This window comes from Catonella morbi ATCC 51271 (assembly GCF_000160035.2).
Lineage (GTDB): Bacteria > Bacillota > Clostridia > Lachnospirales > Lachnospiraceae > Catonella > Catonella morbi.
Genome location: NZ_KI535369.1, coordinates 325,558 through 343,719 on the forward strand (window position 1 = coordinate 325,558; position 18,162 = coordinate 343,719).

The following is an 18,162-nucleotide window of genomic DNA, read 5'->3' on the forward strand; positions in this document are numbered from 1 at the left end:
GAATTTAAACGAGAAAGTTAAACCAAAAGTTGAGGAGTGGTGAAATTATATAATAAAAATAATGGTCAAATCACTATCGACATCCGACCTAATTAACGCTATAATATATTTAATCTAATAAGAAAACAGAGCAATCATTGTTGCAAGCTTTTTGACAATGGTAGCCATAGGTATGAACTCCATGGAACTGAATGGTTATATCCTTTCGGTGCTTTGGGCACCGAACAAGCACCATTAGGTACTTTTACAAGGAATAAAACAGGTTGTCTTATTTTGACACAGATTTACAGGAAAGTTAGAAAACAAGCTACTTTCATTGACTTATGTTGACAGATAATATTAGTAAATTACAGTACAAACCTTAGCTCCTAAGCTGTAGCCCGGGGTTCGATTCCCGCAGGGAACATGCATTTTAAGCGGTAATGAAGATAAAATCATTGCCGTTTTTTCATGCAAAAACAGCATTTTCAGTGACAGGTTTGCCAACGAAAAGCAGCGTAATGCTAAGATGATGTAGAGAAAAACTGCAAATTCAAGAGAAGAAATGCCTGATGGCTCCATAATTCAGGACAGAGATCCGCTTACAGTGCCATCAACCAGAAGAAATCCCGTGCTTGCTGATGTACTTAACAGGCTTGGTTATATGGAGCGTAAGGGAAGTGGATTTGGTAAAATAATAAGCGGATATGAGTTTCAGAAAAATTATACTGAGAGTAAGAAGCCGACATTTCGTTCAGACAGGTACCAATTCACTGTGATAATGCCTAATCTGAATTATGGCACTCAGGATGTCCCTCAAGATGTCCATCAAGGTGTCCCTCAAGACAATTTGGATGTACAGATTTTGAAACTAATGCGCGAAAATAACAAAATAAGTACAGATAGCATGGCTATGTTACTTGGCGTGAGCTCTAAAACTATAAAACGGCGCATAAAAGAAATGGATAATGTTCATTATATTGGAAGTGGATATAGTGGTCATTGGGAGATTATAGATTAAATTGAGGATAAATCGGCAACTATTTGATAGAAAGACCAGTATGTAAAAAATAAAGAAATTTAAACGAGAAGGTTAAACCAAAAGTTGGGGAGTGGTGAAATTATATAATAAAAATAGCAGTCAAAACCACATAGACATCTGACCTGGTACACGCTATAATGTATTTAATCTAATAAGAAAATAGTGTTATCATTACTGCGTTAAAAAGCGAATGGTAGCCATGGATATGAAAAAATCGTTGGGACGGAATGAAATAACCAAATCTCTAAAACAAGATAGAAATTCAAACATAAATTGAATATAGTCAATATTTAATTAACAATACAGTATGATGAATTGAGGAGTAAGCCTATGAATAATTTAGTTGATAATCTTCATACCGATGTTTATGCAAATATTAAAAGGCTAATGGAGAACGCACGAACTGATGTAGCGAAGCAAGTTAATAATATATTAGTAAAAACCTATTGGGAAATAGGGAGAATTATTGTAGAAGATGAGCAAGGTCATTCAGATAGAGCTGAGTATGGCAAGAGCTTAATAGCAGATTTATCTAAGAAACTTACAAAAGAATATGGTAAGGGATTTTCAAAGTCAAACTTGTTCTATATGAGAAGCTTTTATTTGACATATCCAATTTTCCAAACACTGTCTGGAAAATTGAGTTGGTCGCATTATTTAGAACTTCTATCTATTGATGATAAGAATAAGTGTAGCTTTTATGAAAAAGAAACTGTCAATGCAAATTGGTCTGTAAGGGAATTAAAAAGACAAATAAATACATCGTTATTTGAGAGATTATTGCTATCAAGTGGGGATGAAAATAAAGAAAAAGTATTAGATTTAGCTCTAAAGGGAAATGAAATAGCTACTCCAAATGATATAATAAAAGATCCTTATGTATTTGAATTTTTAGGATTACCTGAAGAAAAACCAATTATGGAAAGTGATTTAGAAAAAGCACTTGTAACTCATATAGAAAAATTCTTACTTGAACTTGGCAAAGGCTTTATGTATGTAGGTTCACAGCAAAGGGTAACACTTGGAAATACCCATTATTATGTTGATATGGTATTTTACAACAAGATACTCAGAAGCTATGTTTTGATTGAATTAAAAACAGGAAAGCTAATGCCGGAAGCAGTAGGACAGCTTAATATGTATCTTAACTACTATAAAACTGAAGTTAATGACGAAATTGATAATGAACCTATCGGGATTATCCTCTGTGCGAACAAGGATAGTATACAGGCAGAATATGCACTTGGTAGCTTATCTAACCAAATATTTGCTTCTAAGTACACGCTATATATTCCTGATAGAGAACAATTAGAGGAACAGGTTGAAAGAGTAGTAAAGAAATACAAGAAAAAATAAAAGTTAAAGTTACCAAAATATTTTTAGAAAAGTAAAGGTGACAATAGTGAATTTTTTATTATGCTTAATTATACAATTATGTACTTTTTTATTGCTTGGAAGACCTTTTTACCAAAAAATATATAAAATTACAAAAAAAAGATAAAATGAATATGCTTTTTCAATGTGTAAGTTAGTAGTTTGCAATGGGGTATTTTTGCCATTTTATGCAAAATAAGGGCGATTTCTGCAATGGGTATTGTTTTTAGAATAAAAAATATTATAATTTGAAGTAGCAGGGAATTTGTAATCATTAAATTAGGCTGAATTGGAGGTAAATTTTATGAAACACAGGAAAGCATTTCAAAGATTAGTTGGTTTGGGGGTTATTTTTGCAACCTCTCTTGCATTATTTTCCGGTAATGTGGGACAGTTTCATCGTTATACTACAGAGGCTGCGGTGAAAAAGTCAGAGGTTAAATTCTCCAAAGAAGCCGGCAAAGCTTATAAGAAGGTAGAGAGTCTGATTAGTAGCAGTGATATAAAGGATAACTTTGAAAGACTTACCAAGACCACAAGAGTAAGGGGAACCAAAGCAAATAAGGCAGCAGGCAAGTATATTTTTGATACTGTTAAGGGTTACGGCTATGATGTAAAATTTCAAAATTTTATAGGCTATGATGAGAAATTAACAGATATTCATGGTAATACAAATAAGAATCAAAAAAAGGAAAAGGTACTTTTTAAGGGAAGGAATATAATTGTAAAAAGAAAAGAAGTAAATCCGCAGCTTAAGACAGTTGTATTTTCTGCAAGGTATGATTCATATAAAGACAGTGTAGGTGCACTTGACAATGCCGGAGGAGTGGCAGCGTTAATGGAAATGGCAAGGGTTCTTGCAGATACAGAGCTCCCATACAATCCTGAATTTGTATTCTTTGACTCAGAACACCTTAGACGAGGCTCCAGACACTATATTGCAAGCCTGTCAAAAGAGGAAAAAGAAAATCTTTACGGAGTAGTTAATATCAATTCCATAGGAAATAAAAAGCAGAGAAAGCAGATGTTCTTTGCATCTAAAGAAGATAAGAGTGAGCTTAAAAAGCAGTGCAAAAAGTATTTTCCGGGAATAATAAATTATAAAAGTACTGAAACAGATGCCTCTACATTTATGGCTGAAAAAATTCCGACACTATGCTATTTTACCTATGATATCTTCTCCTCTTCAAAAGATATAAAGGCTGAGAACTATGTAAAGGAAAAGGATACTTCCTTGGTAGATATGGATACTCTTGTTTATGATACGGCATTTATAACAACCTATGCGTATATGCTTAAGATTGGTAATGCTAAAGCAGGAAAATTAAATGATGCCTATCAATTTGTGAGCGATTCTTCGTTGAATGTATATATTGATAATAAATTACAGGACAAAGTTCTGGAGTCTGAGCCGGGAGCGAATACTCCGACAATATTATTTGTGAATGATAAATACATAGGAGTTCTTTGCTTGAAAGGAATTCTCATTTTTGACAGAAACAATGGGAAACTGCATACAGTGCTGAATACTGCCGGATTGGGCTTTAGTCGAACTCAGGGAGATGAGGCGATACTTGAAAAGACTGATAATAATTATCTGATACTTTATAAAGCCGGTGCAAGGAATGGATATGTATATTCATTTAAAGAGAATGCTCTTTCTAAGATTGACGATATTACAAAGGTTAATATGAAAGCGGTTTTATATAAAGAACTTGATCAGGGAGAATATGAAAAGATATGTACTGCTATAGGAAACTGTGATATTCCAATAAAGTATAAGAATAATTTTGTGGTTTTGAAATTTGGCGAGAATATCAAAAATTCATATGTATATGTGCTTGATGAGAAATTTGGTGAAATAATAAAATTTAAAATAGGTACTACAGAGCGCTAAGAAATAAATCAAAAGATATTATTATAGATTATTCCCACTCATTTTTAGTAGAAGAATATATAGAAAAACTTTGTAAAACAGTAAATCAAATTGGTTTACTGTTTTCTTTTGCAAAAATCAAAAAAATTTATTATCGGGCAGAGAAGCACGACTGTACGAAAACAATATCTTATGAGGATGTATATAGAAATGATAAGTGGCAAGAATACATCCTATGACTCACAGATTTCAACGTATAAGGCAGAGAACTTTGCATTTTCAAAGTTTAGGGAACGATATAAAAAATGTACAAAATTAAAGGGTGGTTAATAACAACTAAATGGAATGAAAATGTCTAAATGGACTTTGATTTTTTGTTCTAAAGGAAGTAATATAAATATAAGTTAGCTAATACTAACTATCAATTTATGACCGGAGGTACCGGAATGAATTCAATCAGGACTTTGGGCGATAACGTAAAGGTTCTGGCACGGGACAAGAGCCATGCCATTCTTGAAGTTAAAGATGATACCGGGGAGGGTGTCATGACGATATATACACCCTTTGCGGGAGTATATATAAATATTTGTGATATGCATATGCAACGTTGCAAATCGGGCTTTCTTTTGGAGGAAAATGCAAATGTCATCTGTTTTGATTACTGCAAGGAGGGGCGGATTGAATTGGAGACTTCGGAGGGCAGTTACAGTGTACTTCAGGAAAAACAGCTTAGGATTGATGACCGCAGGTATCATAGCGGGCAAGTATTTATGCCGCTCAACCATTTCCATGGTATCAGTATTTATTTGAATGTTGATCTTGCGCCACAGGGAATTACTGCGTTTATGCCGCAATTCTCTGCCAATATTCACCAGCTTAAAAGTAAGTTCTGCAAAGAAGGTGTTCCAAGTATTCTAAAAGACGATGTGGTGGTGGAAAGCATTATGGCGTGCTTATATAACCCTCCCACCAATATTGGTTCTGATTACTATAGACTTAAAATACTTGAACTGATTCTATATCTTGATGCGGTGGAGATACAGGAAGGAAACCAAAAAGAAATCTGCTTTTTCCGCAGCCATGCCGACAAGCTTCGGGAGATTCACACACAGATTACAGAAAATCTATCAGTACATTTTACAATCAGGGAATTATCTGAAGAATATGACATCCCGCAGACAGAACTCAAAATCAGCTTTAAGGAGATGTATGGGGATTCCATCTATTCTTACTTAAAAAGGTGTCGTATGAATACTGCGGCTTCTCTGCTGATAAAAAATCCGAACTTGAGCGTATCTGAGATTGCACATCTTGTCGGATATGAGACAACAGGGAAATTTGCTGCAGCATTTCGGCAAATCATCGGTACCACGCCTTTAAACTACCGTAAGTACCGTACAAAGCCAGCAGACAATTTGATCAATATATGATACAAGGATTGTGAAAAGCGCAGCTGTAGCAATCCTGTATCAATGGGTGTCAAATACTTTTGACGCCCACATCAATATATAGGAGGCTAAAGAAATGATGAACCAAAATCGAAAACTGACAGGAAAAGATGTAATCACAATCGGTATCTATTCCGCAATCTACTTTGTGATGAATTTTGCGGCAATGATGACGGGATTAATTCCCATACTCTGGATTTTACTTCCCGGAACTGTGGCAATACTCACAGGCATTCCATTTTTGCTGATGGTGGTAAAAGTTCCTAAGCCAGGAGCTGTCCTAATCATGGGTCTCATCACTGCTTTTTTGTATTTTGTTACAGGGCAGTTTACCGTCCTCATCCTGATTACGATGTTAATCGCCTGTGTTGTTTCAGAAGCCTACAGGTACATAACGAAATATAATCTTAAATTCAGTAATCTTGCGGTCGCTTTCATCTTGTTTGGCTACGGTATGGCAGGGTCACCGCTTGCTTTATTTGTGTATCGTGAGAGCTTTCTGGCGCAGATTAGTGAGACTATGAGTCAAGAATACGTTGTAGCAATTTCTTCCTATATCACCACACCTATGTTGATCCTTTTGTTGGTTTCCCCGATTGCCGGCGGGTTCTTTGGTGCGCTGATTGCAGGAGGGATATTCAAAAAACATTTTAAGAAAGCCGGTATCGTCTAAATGAGCTATAGGAAGCCTGACCCTCGCGCCGGCCTTTTCATTCTCCTGCTTGCCAACATAGGGATGTTCTTAGAAAGAATCGGCAGGCAGGGAAATGCTTTGACGGGGGTAATTATCGTAGTTCTCATTATGTATGGCTGCTCTAAAATTGCGGTAGGTGGAGCAGGATTTCTGGTGCTGTTATATTGTCTGCAGACCTTTGTGCTTCCTGCATTGCCTATAGCTTTTACTGCCCTGTTTTCAGTATTTGTGAATATGACAAGACGGATGCTGCCCTGTCTTCTGACAGGGGCATTGTTAGTTAAGAAGTGCAGCGTCCATGAGTTTGTTGCCGCCTTGCGAAAAATGCATCTCCCTAAAAATCTTATTACTGCCATGGCTGTCACGGTTCGTTACTTTCCGGCTATTTCAGAAGAGGTTCGTCACATTAAGGATGCAATGAAGCTTCAGCGGATTCCGGTAGGAAGAAAAATAGAGTGTTATCTGGTACCAATCATGCTTTCTGCAACAAAAACCGCAGAAGAACTCTCTGCGGCGGCATCAGTTAGGGGGATTGACAGTCCGAAAAAAAAGACCTGTGCGGTAGAAATCGGTTTCAGCTTGACAGATATTTTCTGTATGTTGTTTGTTGTCGTAGGAGTGGTTCTTATCTTGATATTTGTGAAAGGATAAAATGATTGAGCTTATTGATGTGAATTATAGAGTGGCCGAATATGCGATTTTGATAGGAATAAACTTGAAAATACACAAGGGTGAATGTATCCTCCTTGCAGGAGAAAGTGGCAGTGGCAAGACGACCTTAACGAAACTTATTAATGGATTGATTCCTCATTTCTATTCCAATGGGCTGCTTGGCGGAGGTGTATTTGTTCAGGGAGTTTTAGTGGCGGAAACTGAGATGTATAAGCTGGCGGAAAAAATAGGAAGTGTATTCCAAAACCCTAAATCGCAATTTTTTTATACGGATTCCTCTGCTGAAATTGCATTCGGACTGGAAAACCGCGGTGTTCCGCCGGAAAAGATTCGGCAGAGGATTGTGACAACAGCGAATGAATTAGGAATTGAAAATCTGCTTGGGCGTAATATTTTCAAACTCTCAGGTGGAGAAAAGCAGATTATCGCACTTGCTTCGGCATATGCTGCAGAGCCGGAAATTTATGTACTCGACGAACCGTCCTCCAATCTGGACAACGCATCTGTTGAGCGATTGAAGGAACTGCTTCACTATATTAAGGCGCAGGGGAAAACCGTGATTATTGCGGAGCATCGGCTGAATTATCTTAGGTCTGCCATGGACAGAGTCGTATATCTAAAAGACGGACGGATTATGCAGGAATTTACTGCGGCGCAGTTTCTTGCACTATCCGAAAGAGAGCGGATTTCGATGGGACTTCGCACCTTAAAAGAAACACGAATCACAATCCCTGAATGCACAGCCGTCAAAGGGGAACTTTGTATCGAAAGGATTATCAGCCGTTACACGAAACAGGAAATCAGCTTCGGGGCTTCTGCAGGAGATGTGATTGGAATTGTGGGAAGGAATGGAGCAGGAAAAACAACACTGTGCAAGATAATCTGCGGGTTGTTAAAGGAGCAATCAGGCACAGTCAGCTATCAGGGGAAAAAGTTGACAAGGAGGCAAAGACAGAGGCTCTGCGCCATGGTCATGCAGGATGTAAACCATCAGTTATTTACAGATAGTGTTGTAGACGAATGTGAGCTGGCGGCACCGGACGCGTCGAAAGAAAAGATCGATAAACTTCTACAAGGATCTGATCTGCTTCCCTATAAGGAGGTGCATCCTGCTGTCCTGTCAGGAGGTCAACGTCAACGGCTGGCAGTATGCCAGACAGTGCTGTCGGGAAAAAAGGTAGTGATATTCGATGAGCCGACAAGTGGGTTAGACTATACGCACATGATGCAGACAGGTGAGATCATTCAGAAGCTGTCCCACGAGGGATATATAGTTCTGGTAATTACACATGATTATGAATTCCTGAACCTGGTCTGTCACAGTGTGATTCAATTAGGTGGGCAAGGTGCTGTGAAAGGGGGGATGCAGAGTGAAGAAGAAATGGAAGAAAAAGAGAAAAAACTGGTTTAGGACACTGCTGTCTTATGCAGATGGAAGGGAGCACAGGATGTGGCTTTCAGTTATCCTATCGATTGTCAGCATTGTGAGCGGACTAATTCCTTTTTACTGTGTTTACCGGATGGTTTATGCCTACATTGCAGGGTCGCTTGAAAACTCAGTCATTATCTTTTGGGGAGCAATCGGCGCTCTCGCCTATACGGTCAAAGTAGTTTGTTTTGGCTTTTCAACAGGCCTTTCACACTATGTTGCGTACTATGTTTTGGAGGGTTTGCGGCTTAAAATAGCAGAGGCTTTTTTGAAAGCTCCTATTGGAGAGGTGCAGGCGCATTCAATAGGGGAGATTAAAAATGTGATTGTAGACAGAATAGAGGAGATTGAGCCGCCTTTAGCTCACATGATCCCGGAGGGCAGCGGACATCTTGTACTTCCGGCAGTTAGTCTGATTGCGTTGTTCTTCATTGATTTCAGGGTGGCATTTGGTTCCCTGCTATCTCTTCCCATTGGCTTTGTGTTTATGCTGATTACCTTTGCAATCAGTGGAAAGAGCATGAAAAAGTATATGGAATCCAATGAGCGTTTGAACAGTGTGATTGTCGAATACATTGAGGGAATCGAGGTAATCAGGGCTTTTGGGAAGGCCGGCAGCAGTTATAAAAAATATGCCGACACTGTCCTTGAATACAAAGGATTTGTAATCGATTGGATGAGGAACACCTGGGTGACAATGAAGCTCGCGTTTGTCTTCATGCCAGCTACACTTTTCGGTGTTGTTCCTATCAGCCTCTATCTGGTTTCCCGTGGCAGCCTTTCAGTATCTGAGATGACACTTGCTGTTATGTTAGCCCTGTCTATGGTCGTAAGTTTTGCAAAATTGGAAATTTTCGCCAATAGTATACGGCAGATGAAATATACTGTAGATCAGATGGAAGCTTTCCTTAACATGACAAGATTGTCCGAACCGAAATCTGAAGCGACACTGGAGGGCGGGGATGTACACCTGAAAAATGTCCGCTTTTCCTACTCAGCAAAGAGCGGAGAAATCCTACACGGAATTAATCTCACACTTTCTGAGGGGAGCTATACCGCTCTGGTCGGTCCAAGCGGAGGGGGGAAATCCACCTTGGCAAGACTGATTGCGAGGTTTTGGGATGTTTGTGACGGAAGCATCGAAATAGGGGGAGTAGACATACGAAACATTCCTATCGCACAACTATCAGAGCTGGTGAGTTTTGTTACGCAGGATAATTTTCTGTTTCAGACTTCACTTAAAGAGAACATCCGCATTGGCAACCCTTTAGCAACGGATGAAGAGGTGATAGCTGCGGCAAAGAAAGCCTGCTGTGATGAGTTTATTTCAAAGCTGCCGAACGGATATGATACATCTGCAGGTGAAGCAGGAAAAAAACTTTCAGGCGGAGAAAAGCAGCGCATAGCCATTGCACGTATTATGCTGAAAAACGCACCGATTGTTATTTTGGATGAAGCCACCGCTTTTACCGATCCGGAAAATGAGCACTTAATTCAACAGTCAATTTCGGAGCTCACAAAAGGAAAGACCCTTCTTGTCATTGCGCACCGGCTGTCCACGGTGAAAGACGCAGATAAGATTGTTGTTTTAAATGGTGGCATGGTAGAAGCCATAGGTACCCATGAGGAACTTTTGAAAGGTTCGCCACTCTATGAGAAAATGTGGAGTGCGCACATTGGAGCAAAGGGTTGGACACTGCAAGGAAAGGAGGGCAAAGCCAATGTTTAGAACGATAAGACGAATCATCCGCTGGTGTGGGGATTTCAGGAAACGGCTCTATATAAGCTTCTTCTTCTCATTCCTTTCCGGCTTATCTGCCGCCGCTCCTGCCATATATACCGGTTATATTATTGGAAATGTTGTGCAGTGGCGAGCCGGAGATTTCAGTGTACCGTCCGGACTTTGGCTACAGAGTCTGGGTGTGATTTTTGCTACAATTCTGCTGCGGTTTCTGCTCGACTATATGAAAGCAAGGTTTCAGGAAACCATAAGCTATGAGCTGGTTGCAAGAGATCGCTTGGCAATAGGGACAGCGTTGAAGAGGGTTTCTCTGGGGTATTTTCAGGAGAAAGACACAGGCACTGTACTCAATTCCATTACCACAGGACTTTATACTCTGGAAAATATGGGAATGCGGATGATAGATAGCTTTGTCGGAGGATATTTGAGCTTTTTTTGTATTTTTATCCTGCTTTTTGTCATACACCCCTTTGGCGCATTGATTTGCTTGGCGGGTGTCCTACTGTCATTTCTCTGCTTATCTCTTATTTCAAGGTACAGCAAAAGAAATACACTTGTCCAGACCGGAGTGAATGAAAAACTGACAAGAGCGGCAGTCGAATATACCAGAGGGTTGCCCATGGTGAAATCGTTCGGTATGGAGGGAGCGTCTTTTTCCGCATTTCGAAAGGCCTGTATAGAAGCAAGAAAGATTGCCCTGAAAATCGAATGGGGCTTTATTCCATTTAACTGCTTACATCTGCTTGCACTAAAGGCAGCCGGTATTGTTATGATTATTTCCGTTATGACAGCCGGGCTCTCCGGTAATCTTTCCCTGCCTATGGTTTTGGCATTCTCCCTGCTTTCCCTGACAGTATTTAATTCGCTTGAGCCGATTGCAGACAGTGCGCATATCCTTTCCCTTATCAATAATGCCATGGATCAGATAGAAGCTCTGTCTCCCGACAACTATATTGATGAGGATGGGAAGGTCATTTCACTTTCGAGATATGACATTCATTTTGAACAGGTGAGATTTTCTTATGACAAGGGGAATGAAAAAAGGAATGTGATTAAAGATGTAAGTTTTAAAGCCGAAGAAGGAACGACAACGGCAATTGTCGGACCGTCCGGGAGCGGAAAGACAACGCTTTGCAGGCTTTTGGCGCGCTTCTACGATGTGAACGGAGGAAGGATTACTCTCGGTGGACATAATCTAAAGGAATTTACCTGTGACAGCCTGTTGTCTAATATCTCCATGGTGTTCCAGAACGTTTACCTGTTTCACGACACTGTCAGGACAAATATCTGCTTTGGGACAGAGCAGGCATCCGAGGAAGAGATGATCCGTGCTGCAAAGCAGGCACGCTGCCACGACTTTATTATGGCTCTTCCGGAGGGGTATGATACCGTAATAGAGGAGGGAGGCTCCACACTTTCCGGCGGAGAAAACCAGCGCATTTCCATCGCCCGAGCCATTTTGAAGAATGCCCCTGTTGTTATACTTGACGAGGCTACTGCGAGCCTTGATCCTGAAAATGAGCATCTGATACAGGAGGCATTGACAGAACTGACGGTTGGGAAGACAGTGATTGTGATTGCCCATCGGCTGGCAACGATTGAGAACGCTGATCAGATCCTTGTAATTAACGATGGGCACATTGTTCAGAAAGGCACGCACAGGCAATTGGCCGGGCAGGAGGGGCTTTATCAGCGTTTTATCAAACTTCGCAAGCAGGCTGAGGGATGGTCGATTGTCTGAAAGAGAGGTTTAGTCATGAAATTCTAAACATTCGGAGAGGATTACTTAAAAGCAATCTATATATTCCTGTCTTTGACACTTTTATAATCAAAAATCGTTGTAATTCCTTGTGTATAGTGGGTTACAACGATTTTTATCTTTGTCATGGTCTTTAGTATTTTATTCCGCCAGAAGAACAGAGAATTGGCTTAAATTAATCAAAATTTCTTTGATATGTAAGCTTTATGTGTTAAAATTGTACTTAGCATACGAAGGAGTGATTGCAATATGGAAAAGAAGTGAGGTATTTGAGCTTATACTTTCAAAGGAAGCCGATATTTTAGCTGATTGCAACCAACAGTTGACAGTTTGACATACATAAATGATAGTATGCAACTGCTGCTTTTGATATTCTTATTGAATAATAAAATAAAAGAAAGGCAGAGTAAAAGATGAACATTTCAGAACGTATTCAGGAATTAAGAAAAGCGAAAGGAATATCACAAGAAGAACTTGCAGATAAAATAGATGTATCCAGGCAGGCTGTTTCAAAATGGGAAAATGGGCAAAGTATACCTGACTTGGAGAAAGTTATTTTATTAAGTGAATATTTTGAAGTTACAACAGACTATATTCTAAAAGGAATTGAGCCTGTAAAGAAAAATGGTACTGATAAAGGGTTAATAAGTAAGATTTTATATGTAATAGCAACATTTTTTACTTTTACAGGCTTATTTACAGGTATTGGACGATGGCATGAATACCAGAGAATAGAGGATATATGGGGTGCCATGATAATTCAAGCTATAGGAGTAATGATTTATTTTATAGGAAAATATATATCAAGAGAAAAAGCTTCACTTTGGATGAAATGGGCTAATATTATAGGCCTTACTTTTATGCCGGCTTCTATGATAGTGGGATATTTGTCAAGAAGAATATTAGGATTTGGTTGGAGCGGTCCTTACCCTGATGATATAATTTTGGGTGCAATATTTTTTGTGCCATTTTCAATAATTGTTATTGTGAGCTATTATTTTCCAAGGGAAATAGAAAAATAATGAGATAATATTTTATTTGAATAGAAAAAGAGAAGTGTATTTTGAACCAAAACTTTGAAGAAATGTATATTTTTAGAAAAATAAACTTTGAAGAAATGTATAAAAACTGTATAACAAACATTGAAGAAATGAAATTGCAGATTAATCCTATGGATTATGAAGAGTTCTGTGATGCAACAGGTTTTAATTATTCACTGCTAAAGCAAGTTTATGAAACCGGGAAAGCTATAGGACAGGACACAAACAGAAAACTGATGAGAGACCTTAGAGTCTATATGGCTGTGGGTGGTATGCCACTGGCAGGGAACTGTATTACCGGTCTTTACCTGTTATCGGGAAAAGATGTCGGTGCAGAGAAAACACTGAAAAAGAAACCGCTTTATATGACTCCCTTTATTATTAGCTGAAGGATGGAAGCAGAAAGTGTACAATTTACTAAAAGTTTATACGCAAATAGTGTATGGAGCTGTCCATTCTAAAAAAGCGTTCATAAGAAAAAAGAGACAGAAGAACAGACAACGTTTGAACTGAAACAGCAAAAGAAAAAAGAAAAGTATAAGGGGCATTAAAGGTTCCCGGATTTTTGGTCAAATTGAAGGTTGTTAAGGAGGTAAGCTAAATAATGAAAACATATTTATTCTTCAAAACAAATAGAAAGCGAATTTTTAATTGCTGAAAGAGAAGGCTACAATATCAAAGCAATTGAAGGTGATATGACAAAAACTTTGCCTTTTGATAATGAAAGATATTGTGGATAGTGAGGAAAAAGAAATTATTTGGAAAATGCCTTTTAGTCCATTAAAAGATAAGGCAGCTAAAGATTATATGATTAAAGAAAATGCAGGAATGCAGTTTTCTCACAATATGACAGAGCAGATAGGTGGACAGTTAAAGGCAGGCTTTACTCTGCTTGATATATATGAAGATACGAATGGCTTTGGAAGGCTTCATGAACTGAATATTAAAACATATATTGCAACAAAATCAGTTAAATTATAGAAACAGAGATAATAAAAGGAAGTCCGGCTATTAGCTTTACTTCCTTTTATTGTAATATTTAAAATATTTTCCAAATTAAATTTACGAAATGCCCCACGATAACGACAATAAACAAACTGATTAGATTCACTGCATTATTGGACATCCATGATAAACCCTGAACAGGATTTTGCTCCTCATATACTTTTTTATCGCTAAAAAGACCTTCATTCGTTAAATATTTTCGTTGAAACAATGCTCCCAAAACGCTGTCAAACAAAGTTCCGGCAAAAGCCATAAGTGTTACGAATGCAATGCCCTTATATCCAAACTGCGGAAAAGCCAGCCAAGCCGATAAAAATCCTCCTGTCAATCCTGCCAATAATCCAAGCCAACTTATTCCACCGGAAACACCTCTCTGAACATTTTTCCCTGTGATAATGCTAAAAACCCTTCCTTTACCTAGTACACCAATCTCTGAAGAAAATGTATCCGCTGTTGCTGCTGCAAAAACGGCAAAGCTCAGTAAGGAAAACACCGTATTACTTGGTGAATAATATTTGCAAAATACCAGTATGCAAGCCGGTAAAGAATTGCATACTACCTGACGCCATGTTCTTGCACCATTAGATTCTTGAAATCGATCTGCCTCTAACTTTCGTTCATTCTTAATTTTGCTGACACTGCTTCCCAGAAAATAAAAAGCATATAGACTCAAAGCAATCCAAACACCACCTAAGAGATAAAGTGTTATAGCCGTCAAGATAGCAGCTACAACACCATCTGCGGTAAGCAATCTAAGCTTTAGACTCATCAAAAGAACACAAATTGAGAATGCCAGGTAGATGAAAAAGTAAATATCACCATAATAAAATGACAAAGTTGCAAATAGTGCCGAACCTATTGGCAGCGTCAAATTATCCGAGCCTTTTATTCCGGCTGCTTCGATAAATGCAGACAAAAAACCGTTGCAAAGAGAAATTAGAACAATCATACCTATGCCAACTCGCAGGATATGTTCAGTCTCTCCAACAGTCAGCAGAGTGATGGCGGTAACCGCTGTCGCTACAGCAAAGACTGTCACACTTCCTGCCAAAGTTTTATTCGGTGCAAAATAATATGGCTTTCTCTTTCCAAATTTTGCTCCAATGAGCGCAGCCAAACCATCACCATAAGCCATAATCAGTATTCCGATTATAGGAAACATGTTCCATCCGGTAGCAAAACGAATCGCGACCGTAACGCAAAGACTAATGGAATAATATACCGTTCCCAAACTATCGTCCTGTCTTTCCATGGAAGAAATCAAATTGTATTTTCGACTCAATGCATTGATAATTATAAATACTGCCGGAACGAAGATCGCCGCCTTTACCTCAGTAAAAAAAACAGAAATAAAAACCCAATTTCCTACCATAATATGAATAAATTTACGGCTCAGCTCTCCTTGATTCTTCTTAAAAAAAATTGTCGAAAAACCAATTATAGCAAAGATATATACAAAAGATATTCCTATCAACAAAATATTCATAGATTTTCCTTATCTTGAACTCGTCAGTTCACCTTTCCTTTTCCCTCTTATTCTTCGTTACAATTAAAGTTCTTCCTCTTAACATCTTCAACTCTGCTAACCACTATTTTCAACAGCTCACTCTTTCTCTTAGTGCTCGTATAACATCTTTTGGTAAAACAATTATAATTATTTTTTCTTACCTCGTCCAAAATTGCCTGATAGAATACAGCAGCAGCAGTCACCGGAAAGAGTGCATCTGAATTAAACATGTACAAATGCTTATAAAATCCATCGTAGTAATACTCTGAGAGCAGAGCCATGTCCTCCCATAGATGGACAAATTTGTCCTCCACTTTAAAATTCGGTTGAAAAAAGGAATGCAAACTTTTCCCGGAGGGTTGTGAAGTAGAAAGATTTTCTAATTCTTCTCTTGTAACATCATATTTTTTCATAAAAGTTTGCGGAATATAGATTCTGTTTCTGTTTCTCAAATCCTCTCCGACATCTCTTAGAATATTTGTAATCTGCATAGCAACTCCCAAGTCTTCACAAATAAGTTCATATCTCTCATCTGCTTTATCCCCCCGGAGCATCGGTGCCAGCATTAACCCTACCGTACCGGCTACTTTTTTACAGTATATGATTAAATCATCTTTGTTCTCAATAATTTTAAAATTAATATCGCTTCTCTGTCCATCTATTTGTCCAAGCAATGCTTCAAGTGGAATTTTACGAATTCGAATTGTATTCTCAAAAGCAGTCCACCAGGCATATTTTTCATAATTTTCACTCTGACTGCTGCTATTGTACAAAGACTTCACATCTTCTTCCAAAAGGTTTAAGAGTTGAAGCCGCATCGCCTTACTCTGCGATTCTGTATCTGCCAAATCATCCGCATATCGGCAAAAAGCATAGACTGCCGCTATATCTAAAAACTTTGCCCTTTCAATTTTTTCAAAGGCAGCATAGAAACTTGATGCATTTTTTCGCATAACTTTTTTGGCAGCTCGATATGATGCTTCTAAATTCATGAGAAATCCGCTCCTTCCATATCGCGGCGAAGTTCTTCGGCACATATCTTGCCACTCTGCATAACAATAGGCACTCCGGCTCCCGGATGTGTACTGCTGCCCGCAAAATATAACCCTTCGCAGGAAAGACATTTTGCCTGAGGTCTAAGATGATTACTCTGAGTTAAAGTCGGCTGTAACCCAAAAGTTGCACCTCGATAGGCATTGAAAGAATTCATGAAATCACGGGGCGTAAAATAGCGCTCGGAAGAGATTTTATCTCTCAAATTTTTCAGAGAAGGCAACTTCTCCAATGTAGAAATGGCATGCTCTCTGTAATAATTAACCGTCTCATCATCCCATTCGTACTGCGATGCCTCCACGTCGGAGACCGGAATCAGAAGATAAAAAGAAGATTTTCCCTCAGGTGCCATTGTTGAATCCACATTTGAAGGAATATGAAGATATACAGAAGGCTCTTTGATTTTGCTTCCGTCAAAAATACTCGTCAAATTTGAATCCAAATCATCTGCGACAACAAAAGTATGGGCAGCAAGCTCCGGATAGACTCCTTCAACACCCCAATAAAATACGAGACAGGAGCAGGAGTAGTCCATAGAATCTATCTTAGCGGCATTATATTTTCCTTTGTCGGAATCATTCCGAATCAGATTTTTCATTGCGTATGGGAAATCGGCATTACAAATCACAGAATCTGCCAAAATTTCTTTTCCCAAAACCGAAATACCTCTCACCTTATTATTCTTCGTAATAATTTCTTCTACAGGCATCTCGTAATGAATTACCCCGCCAAGTTCTTCAAAAAGCTTAGCCATCTGACCGGCCATTGTAAACATTCCGCCTTTTATAAACCAAACTCCGTAAAGCAACTCAATCATAGGAATTATATTGTATAATGAAGGCCCCTTTTTCGGAGAAACCCCGATATATAAAGTTTGAAAGCTGAGCATCTGTTGGAAATCTTTATCCGGTATGAATTTTGACATCATTTGATCCGCACTGTCAAAAGTTTTTAATTTCAAGGCATTCCAAAGAACCTTCGGATTGTAAAAGTCACGCTTATATCTGAAGGGTTTCGTAATAAAATGCTCCAAAGCAATCTGATAACGCTTGTAAATCGAGCTGAGATAATCATATAATCCCATCGAATTTTCAAAACCCTTATCTTCAAAAATTTTATGCAGTTCTTCCAGATCATTTGAAATAGAATAGGATCTTAAAGGAGACGAATTGAAATATACATCATACATCGGCTTCAATTTTACCATGGGAATATAATCGTCCGGATTACGCCCGGCGATTTCAAAAATTTCACGATAAATGGACGGCATCATCACCAAGGTTGGTCCCACATCGAAAGAGTGTCCGTCAAATTCCAATCGATGCATCTTTCCACCCGGGACAGCATTTTTCTCATAAATTTCAACCTGATATCCTGCATTTTGAAGACGAATTGCTGCAGAAAGTCCACCTATTCCGGCACCTATAACCAATACTCTTTTCATAATCCTCCTTTAACAGCGGTTTTTGTCCGCTTAAAAAATTACTACAAGAATCATTGGCTCGTCTCTCCCCTTTGGGGACAATGAGTTGTAGTAGTATAA

The 18,162-nt window shown here is 38.6% G+C and carries 15 protein-coding genes; 12 read left to right on the plus strand and 3 right to left on the minus strand.

Features of this window, described 5'->3' with window-relative positions:
• The first annotated feature begins 544 nt into the window (after positions 1-544).
• The 12 genes from GCWU000282_RS12165 (at position 545) to GCWU000282_RS12220 (ending at position 14,035) form a co-directional block, all read left to right on the plus strand.
• A complete protein-coding gene (locus GCWU000282_RS12165; RefSeq protein ID WP_023355440.1) occupies positions 545-1,000 on the plus strand; it encodes an ATP-binding protein in 456 nt (151 codons plus the stop codon).
• A 351-nt stretch (positions 1,001-1,351) separates the two neighbouring features.
• Complete coding sequence (locus GCWU000282_RS12170) at positions 1,352-2,377, plus strand: PDDEXK nuclease domain-containing protein (RefSeq protein WP_023355441.1); 1,026 nt, start codon at positions 1,352-1,354, stop codon at positions 2,375-2,377.
• Positions 2,378-2,699: 322 nt separating this feature from the next.
• Positions 2,700-4,292 (plus strand): M28 family peptidase, encoded by a 1,593-nt coding sequence (locus GCWU000282_RS16060; RefSeq protein WP_023355442.1) that lies wholly within the window; start codon positions 2,700-2,702, stop codon positions 4,290-4,292.
• A 425-nt stretch (positions 4,293-4,717) separates the two neighbouring features.
• Entirely contained in the window at positions 4,718-5,701 is a 984-nt protein-coding gene (locus tag GCWU000282_RS12180; RefSeq protein ID WP_051384188.1) for a helix-turn-helix domain-containing protein, read from the plus strand.
• Positions 5,702-5,795: 94 nt separating this feature from the next.
• Positions 5,796-6,392 carry an MptD family putative ECF transporter S component gene (locus GCWU000282_RS12185; protein WP_035040717.1) on the plus strand — a complete coding sequence of 199 codons (597 nt, stop codon included), beginning with the start codon at positions 5,796-5,798 and terminating at the stop codon, positions 6,390-6,392.
• A complete protein-coding gene (locus tag GCWU000282_RS12190) occupies positions 6,393-7,064 on the plus strand; it encodes an energy-coupling factor transporter transmembrane component T (protein WP_023355446.1) in 672 nt (223 codons plus the stop codon). It begins immediately after the preceding gene.
• 1 nt (position 7,065) lies between these two features.
• Positions 7,066-8,496: an ABC transporter ATP-binding protein gene (locus GCWU000282_RS12195; protein WP_023355447.1), complete on the plus strand. Its 1,431-nt coding sequence runs from the start codon at positions 7,066-7,068 to the stop codon at positions 8,494-8,496.
• A complete protein-coding gene (locus tag GCWU000282_RS12200) occupies positions 8,456-10,243 on the plus strand; it encodes an ABC transporter ATP-binding protein (protein ID WP_023355448.1) in 1,788 nt (595 codons plus the stop codon). Before GCWU000282_RS12195 ends, GCWU000282_RS12200 begins: the two co-directional genes overlap by 41 nt.
• Complete coding sequence (locus GCWU000282_RS12205; protein WP_023355449.1) at positions 10,236-11,996, plus strand: ABC transporter ATP-binding protein; 1,761 nt, start codon at positions 10,236-10,238, stop codon at positions 11,994-11,996. Before GCWU000282_RS12200 ends, GCWU000282_RS12205 begins: the two co-directional genes overlap by 8 nt.
• Positions 11,997-12,427: 431 nt before the next feature.
• Entirely contained in the window at positions 12,428-13,036 is a 609-nt protein-coding gene (locus tag GCWU000282_RS12210) for a helix-turn-helix domain-containing protein (RefSeq protein ID WP_023355451.1), read from the plus strand.
• Positions 13,037-13,077: 41 nt separating this feature from the next.
• Positions 13,078-13,443: a hypothetical protein gene (locus tag GCWU000282_RS16065; RefSeq protein ID WP_051384189.1), complete on the plus strand. Its 366-nt coding sequence runs from the start codon at positions 13,078-13,080 to the stop codon at positions 13,441-13,443.
• 343 nt (positions 13,444-13,786) lie between these two features.
• Positions 13,787-14,035: a methyltransferase gene (locus GCWU000282_RS12220; RefSeq protein WP_084295392.1), complete on the plus strand. Its 249-nt coding sequence runs from the start codon at positions 13,787-13,789 to the stop codon at positions 14,033-14,035.
• Positions 14,036-14,093: 58 nt separating this feature from the next.
• Here the strand turns inward: GCWU000282_RS12220 and GCWU000282_RS12225 are convergent, their stop codons facing one another.
• From GCWU000282_RS12225 to GCWU000282_RS12235, 3 genes are read right to left on the minus strand one after another with little or no spacing between them, the layout of a single operon-like run.
• On the minus strand, positions 14,094-15,545 hold the full coding sequence (locus GCWU000282_RS12225) for a DUF92 domain-containing protein (RefSeq protein WP_023355454.1): 1,452 nt from the start codon (positions 15,543-15,545) through the stop codon (positions 14,094-14,096).
• Positions 15,546-15,592: 47 nt separating this feature from the next.
• Positions 15,593-16,558, minus strand: coding sequence for a phytoene/squalene synthase family protein (locus GCWU000282_RS16070; protein ID WP_023355455.1), 966 nt, complete (start codon positions 16,556-16,558; stop codon positions 15,593-15,595).
• Positions 16,555-18,063, minus strand: a complete 1,509-nt coding sequence (locus GCWU000282_RS12235) for a phytoene desaturase family protein (RefSeq protein WP_023355456.1) — start codon at positions 18,061-18,063, stop codon at positions 16,555-16,557. Before GCWU000282_RS12235 ends, GCWU000282_RS16070 begins: the two co-directional genes overlap by 4 nt.
• Between the last annotated feature and the right edge of the window lie 99 nt (positions 18,064-18,162).

Coding starts and splice junctions, on each gene's coding strand:
- GCWU000282_RS12165 (WP_023355440.1), top strand. CDS start 545: ATGCCTGATGGCTCCATAATTCAGGACAGAGATCCGCTTACAGTGCCA.
- GCWU000282_RS12170 (WP_023355441.1), top strand. CDS start 1,352: ATGAATAATTTAGTTGATAATCTTCATACCGATGTTTATGCAAATATT.
- GCWU000282_RS16060 (WP_023355442.1), top strand. CDS start 2,700: ATGAAACACAGGAAAGCATTTCAAAGATTAGTTGGTTTGGGGGTTATT.
- GCWU000282_RS12180 (WP_051384188.1), top strand. CDS start 4,718: ATGAATTCAATCAGGACTTTGGGCGATAACGTAAAGGTTCTGGCACGG.
- GCWU000282_RS12185 (WP_035040717.1), top strand. CDS start 5,796: ATGATGAACCAAAATCGAAAACTGACAGGAAAAGATGTAATCACAATC.
- GCWU000282_RS12190 (WP_023355446.1), top strand. CDS start 6,393: ATGAGCTATAGGAAGCCTGACCCTCGCGCCGGCCTTTTCATTCTCCTG.
- GCWU000282_RS12195 (WP_023355447.1), top strand. CDS start 7,066: ATGATTGAGCTTATTGATGTGAATTATAGAGTGGCCGAATATGCGATT.
- GCWU000282_RS12205 (WP_023355449.1), top strand. CDS start 10,236: ATGTTTAGAACGATAAGACGAATCATCCGCTGGTGTGGGGATTTCAGG.
- GCWU000282_RS12210 (WP_023355451.1), top strand. CDS start 12,428: ATGAACATTTCAGAACGTATTCAGGAATTAAGAAAAGCGAAAGGAATA.
- GCWU000282_RS12225 (WP_023355454.1), bottom strand. CDS start 15,545: ATGAATATTTTGTTGATAGGAATATCTTTTGTATATATCTTTGCTATA.
- GCWU000282_RS16070 (WP_023355455.1), bottom strand. CDS start 16,558: ATGAATTTAGAAGCATCATATCGAGCTGCCAAAAAAGTTATGCGAAAA.
- GCWU000282_RS12235 (WP_023355456.1), bottom strand. CDS start 18,063: ATGAAAAGAGTATTGGTTATAGGTGCCGGAATAGGTGGACTTTCTGCA.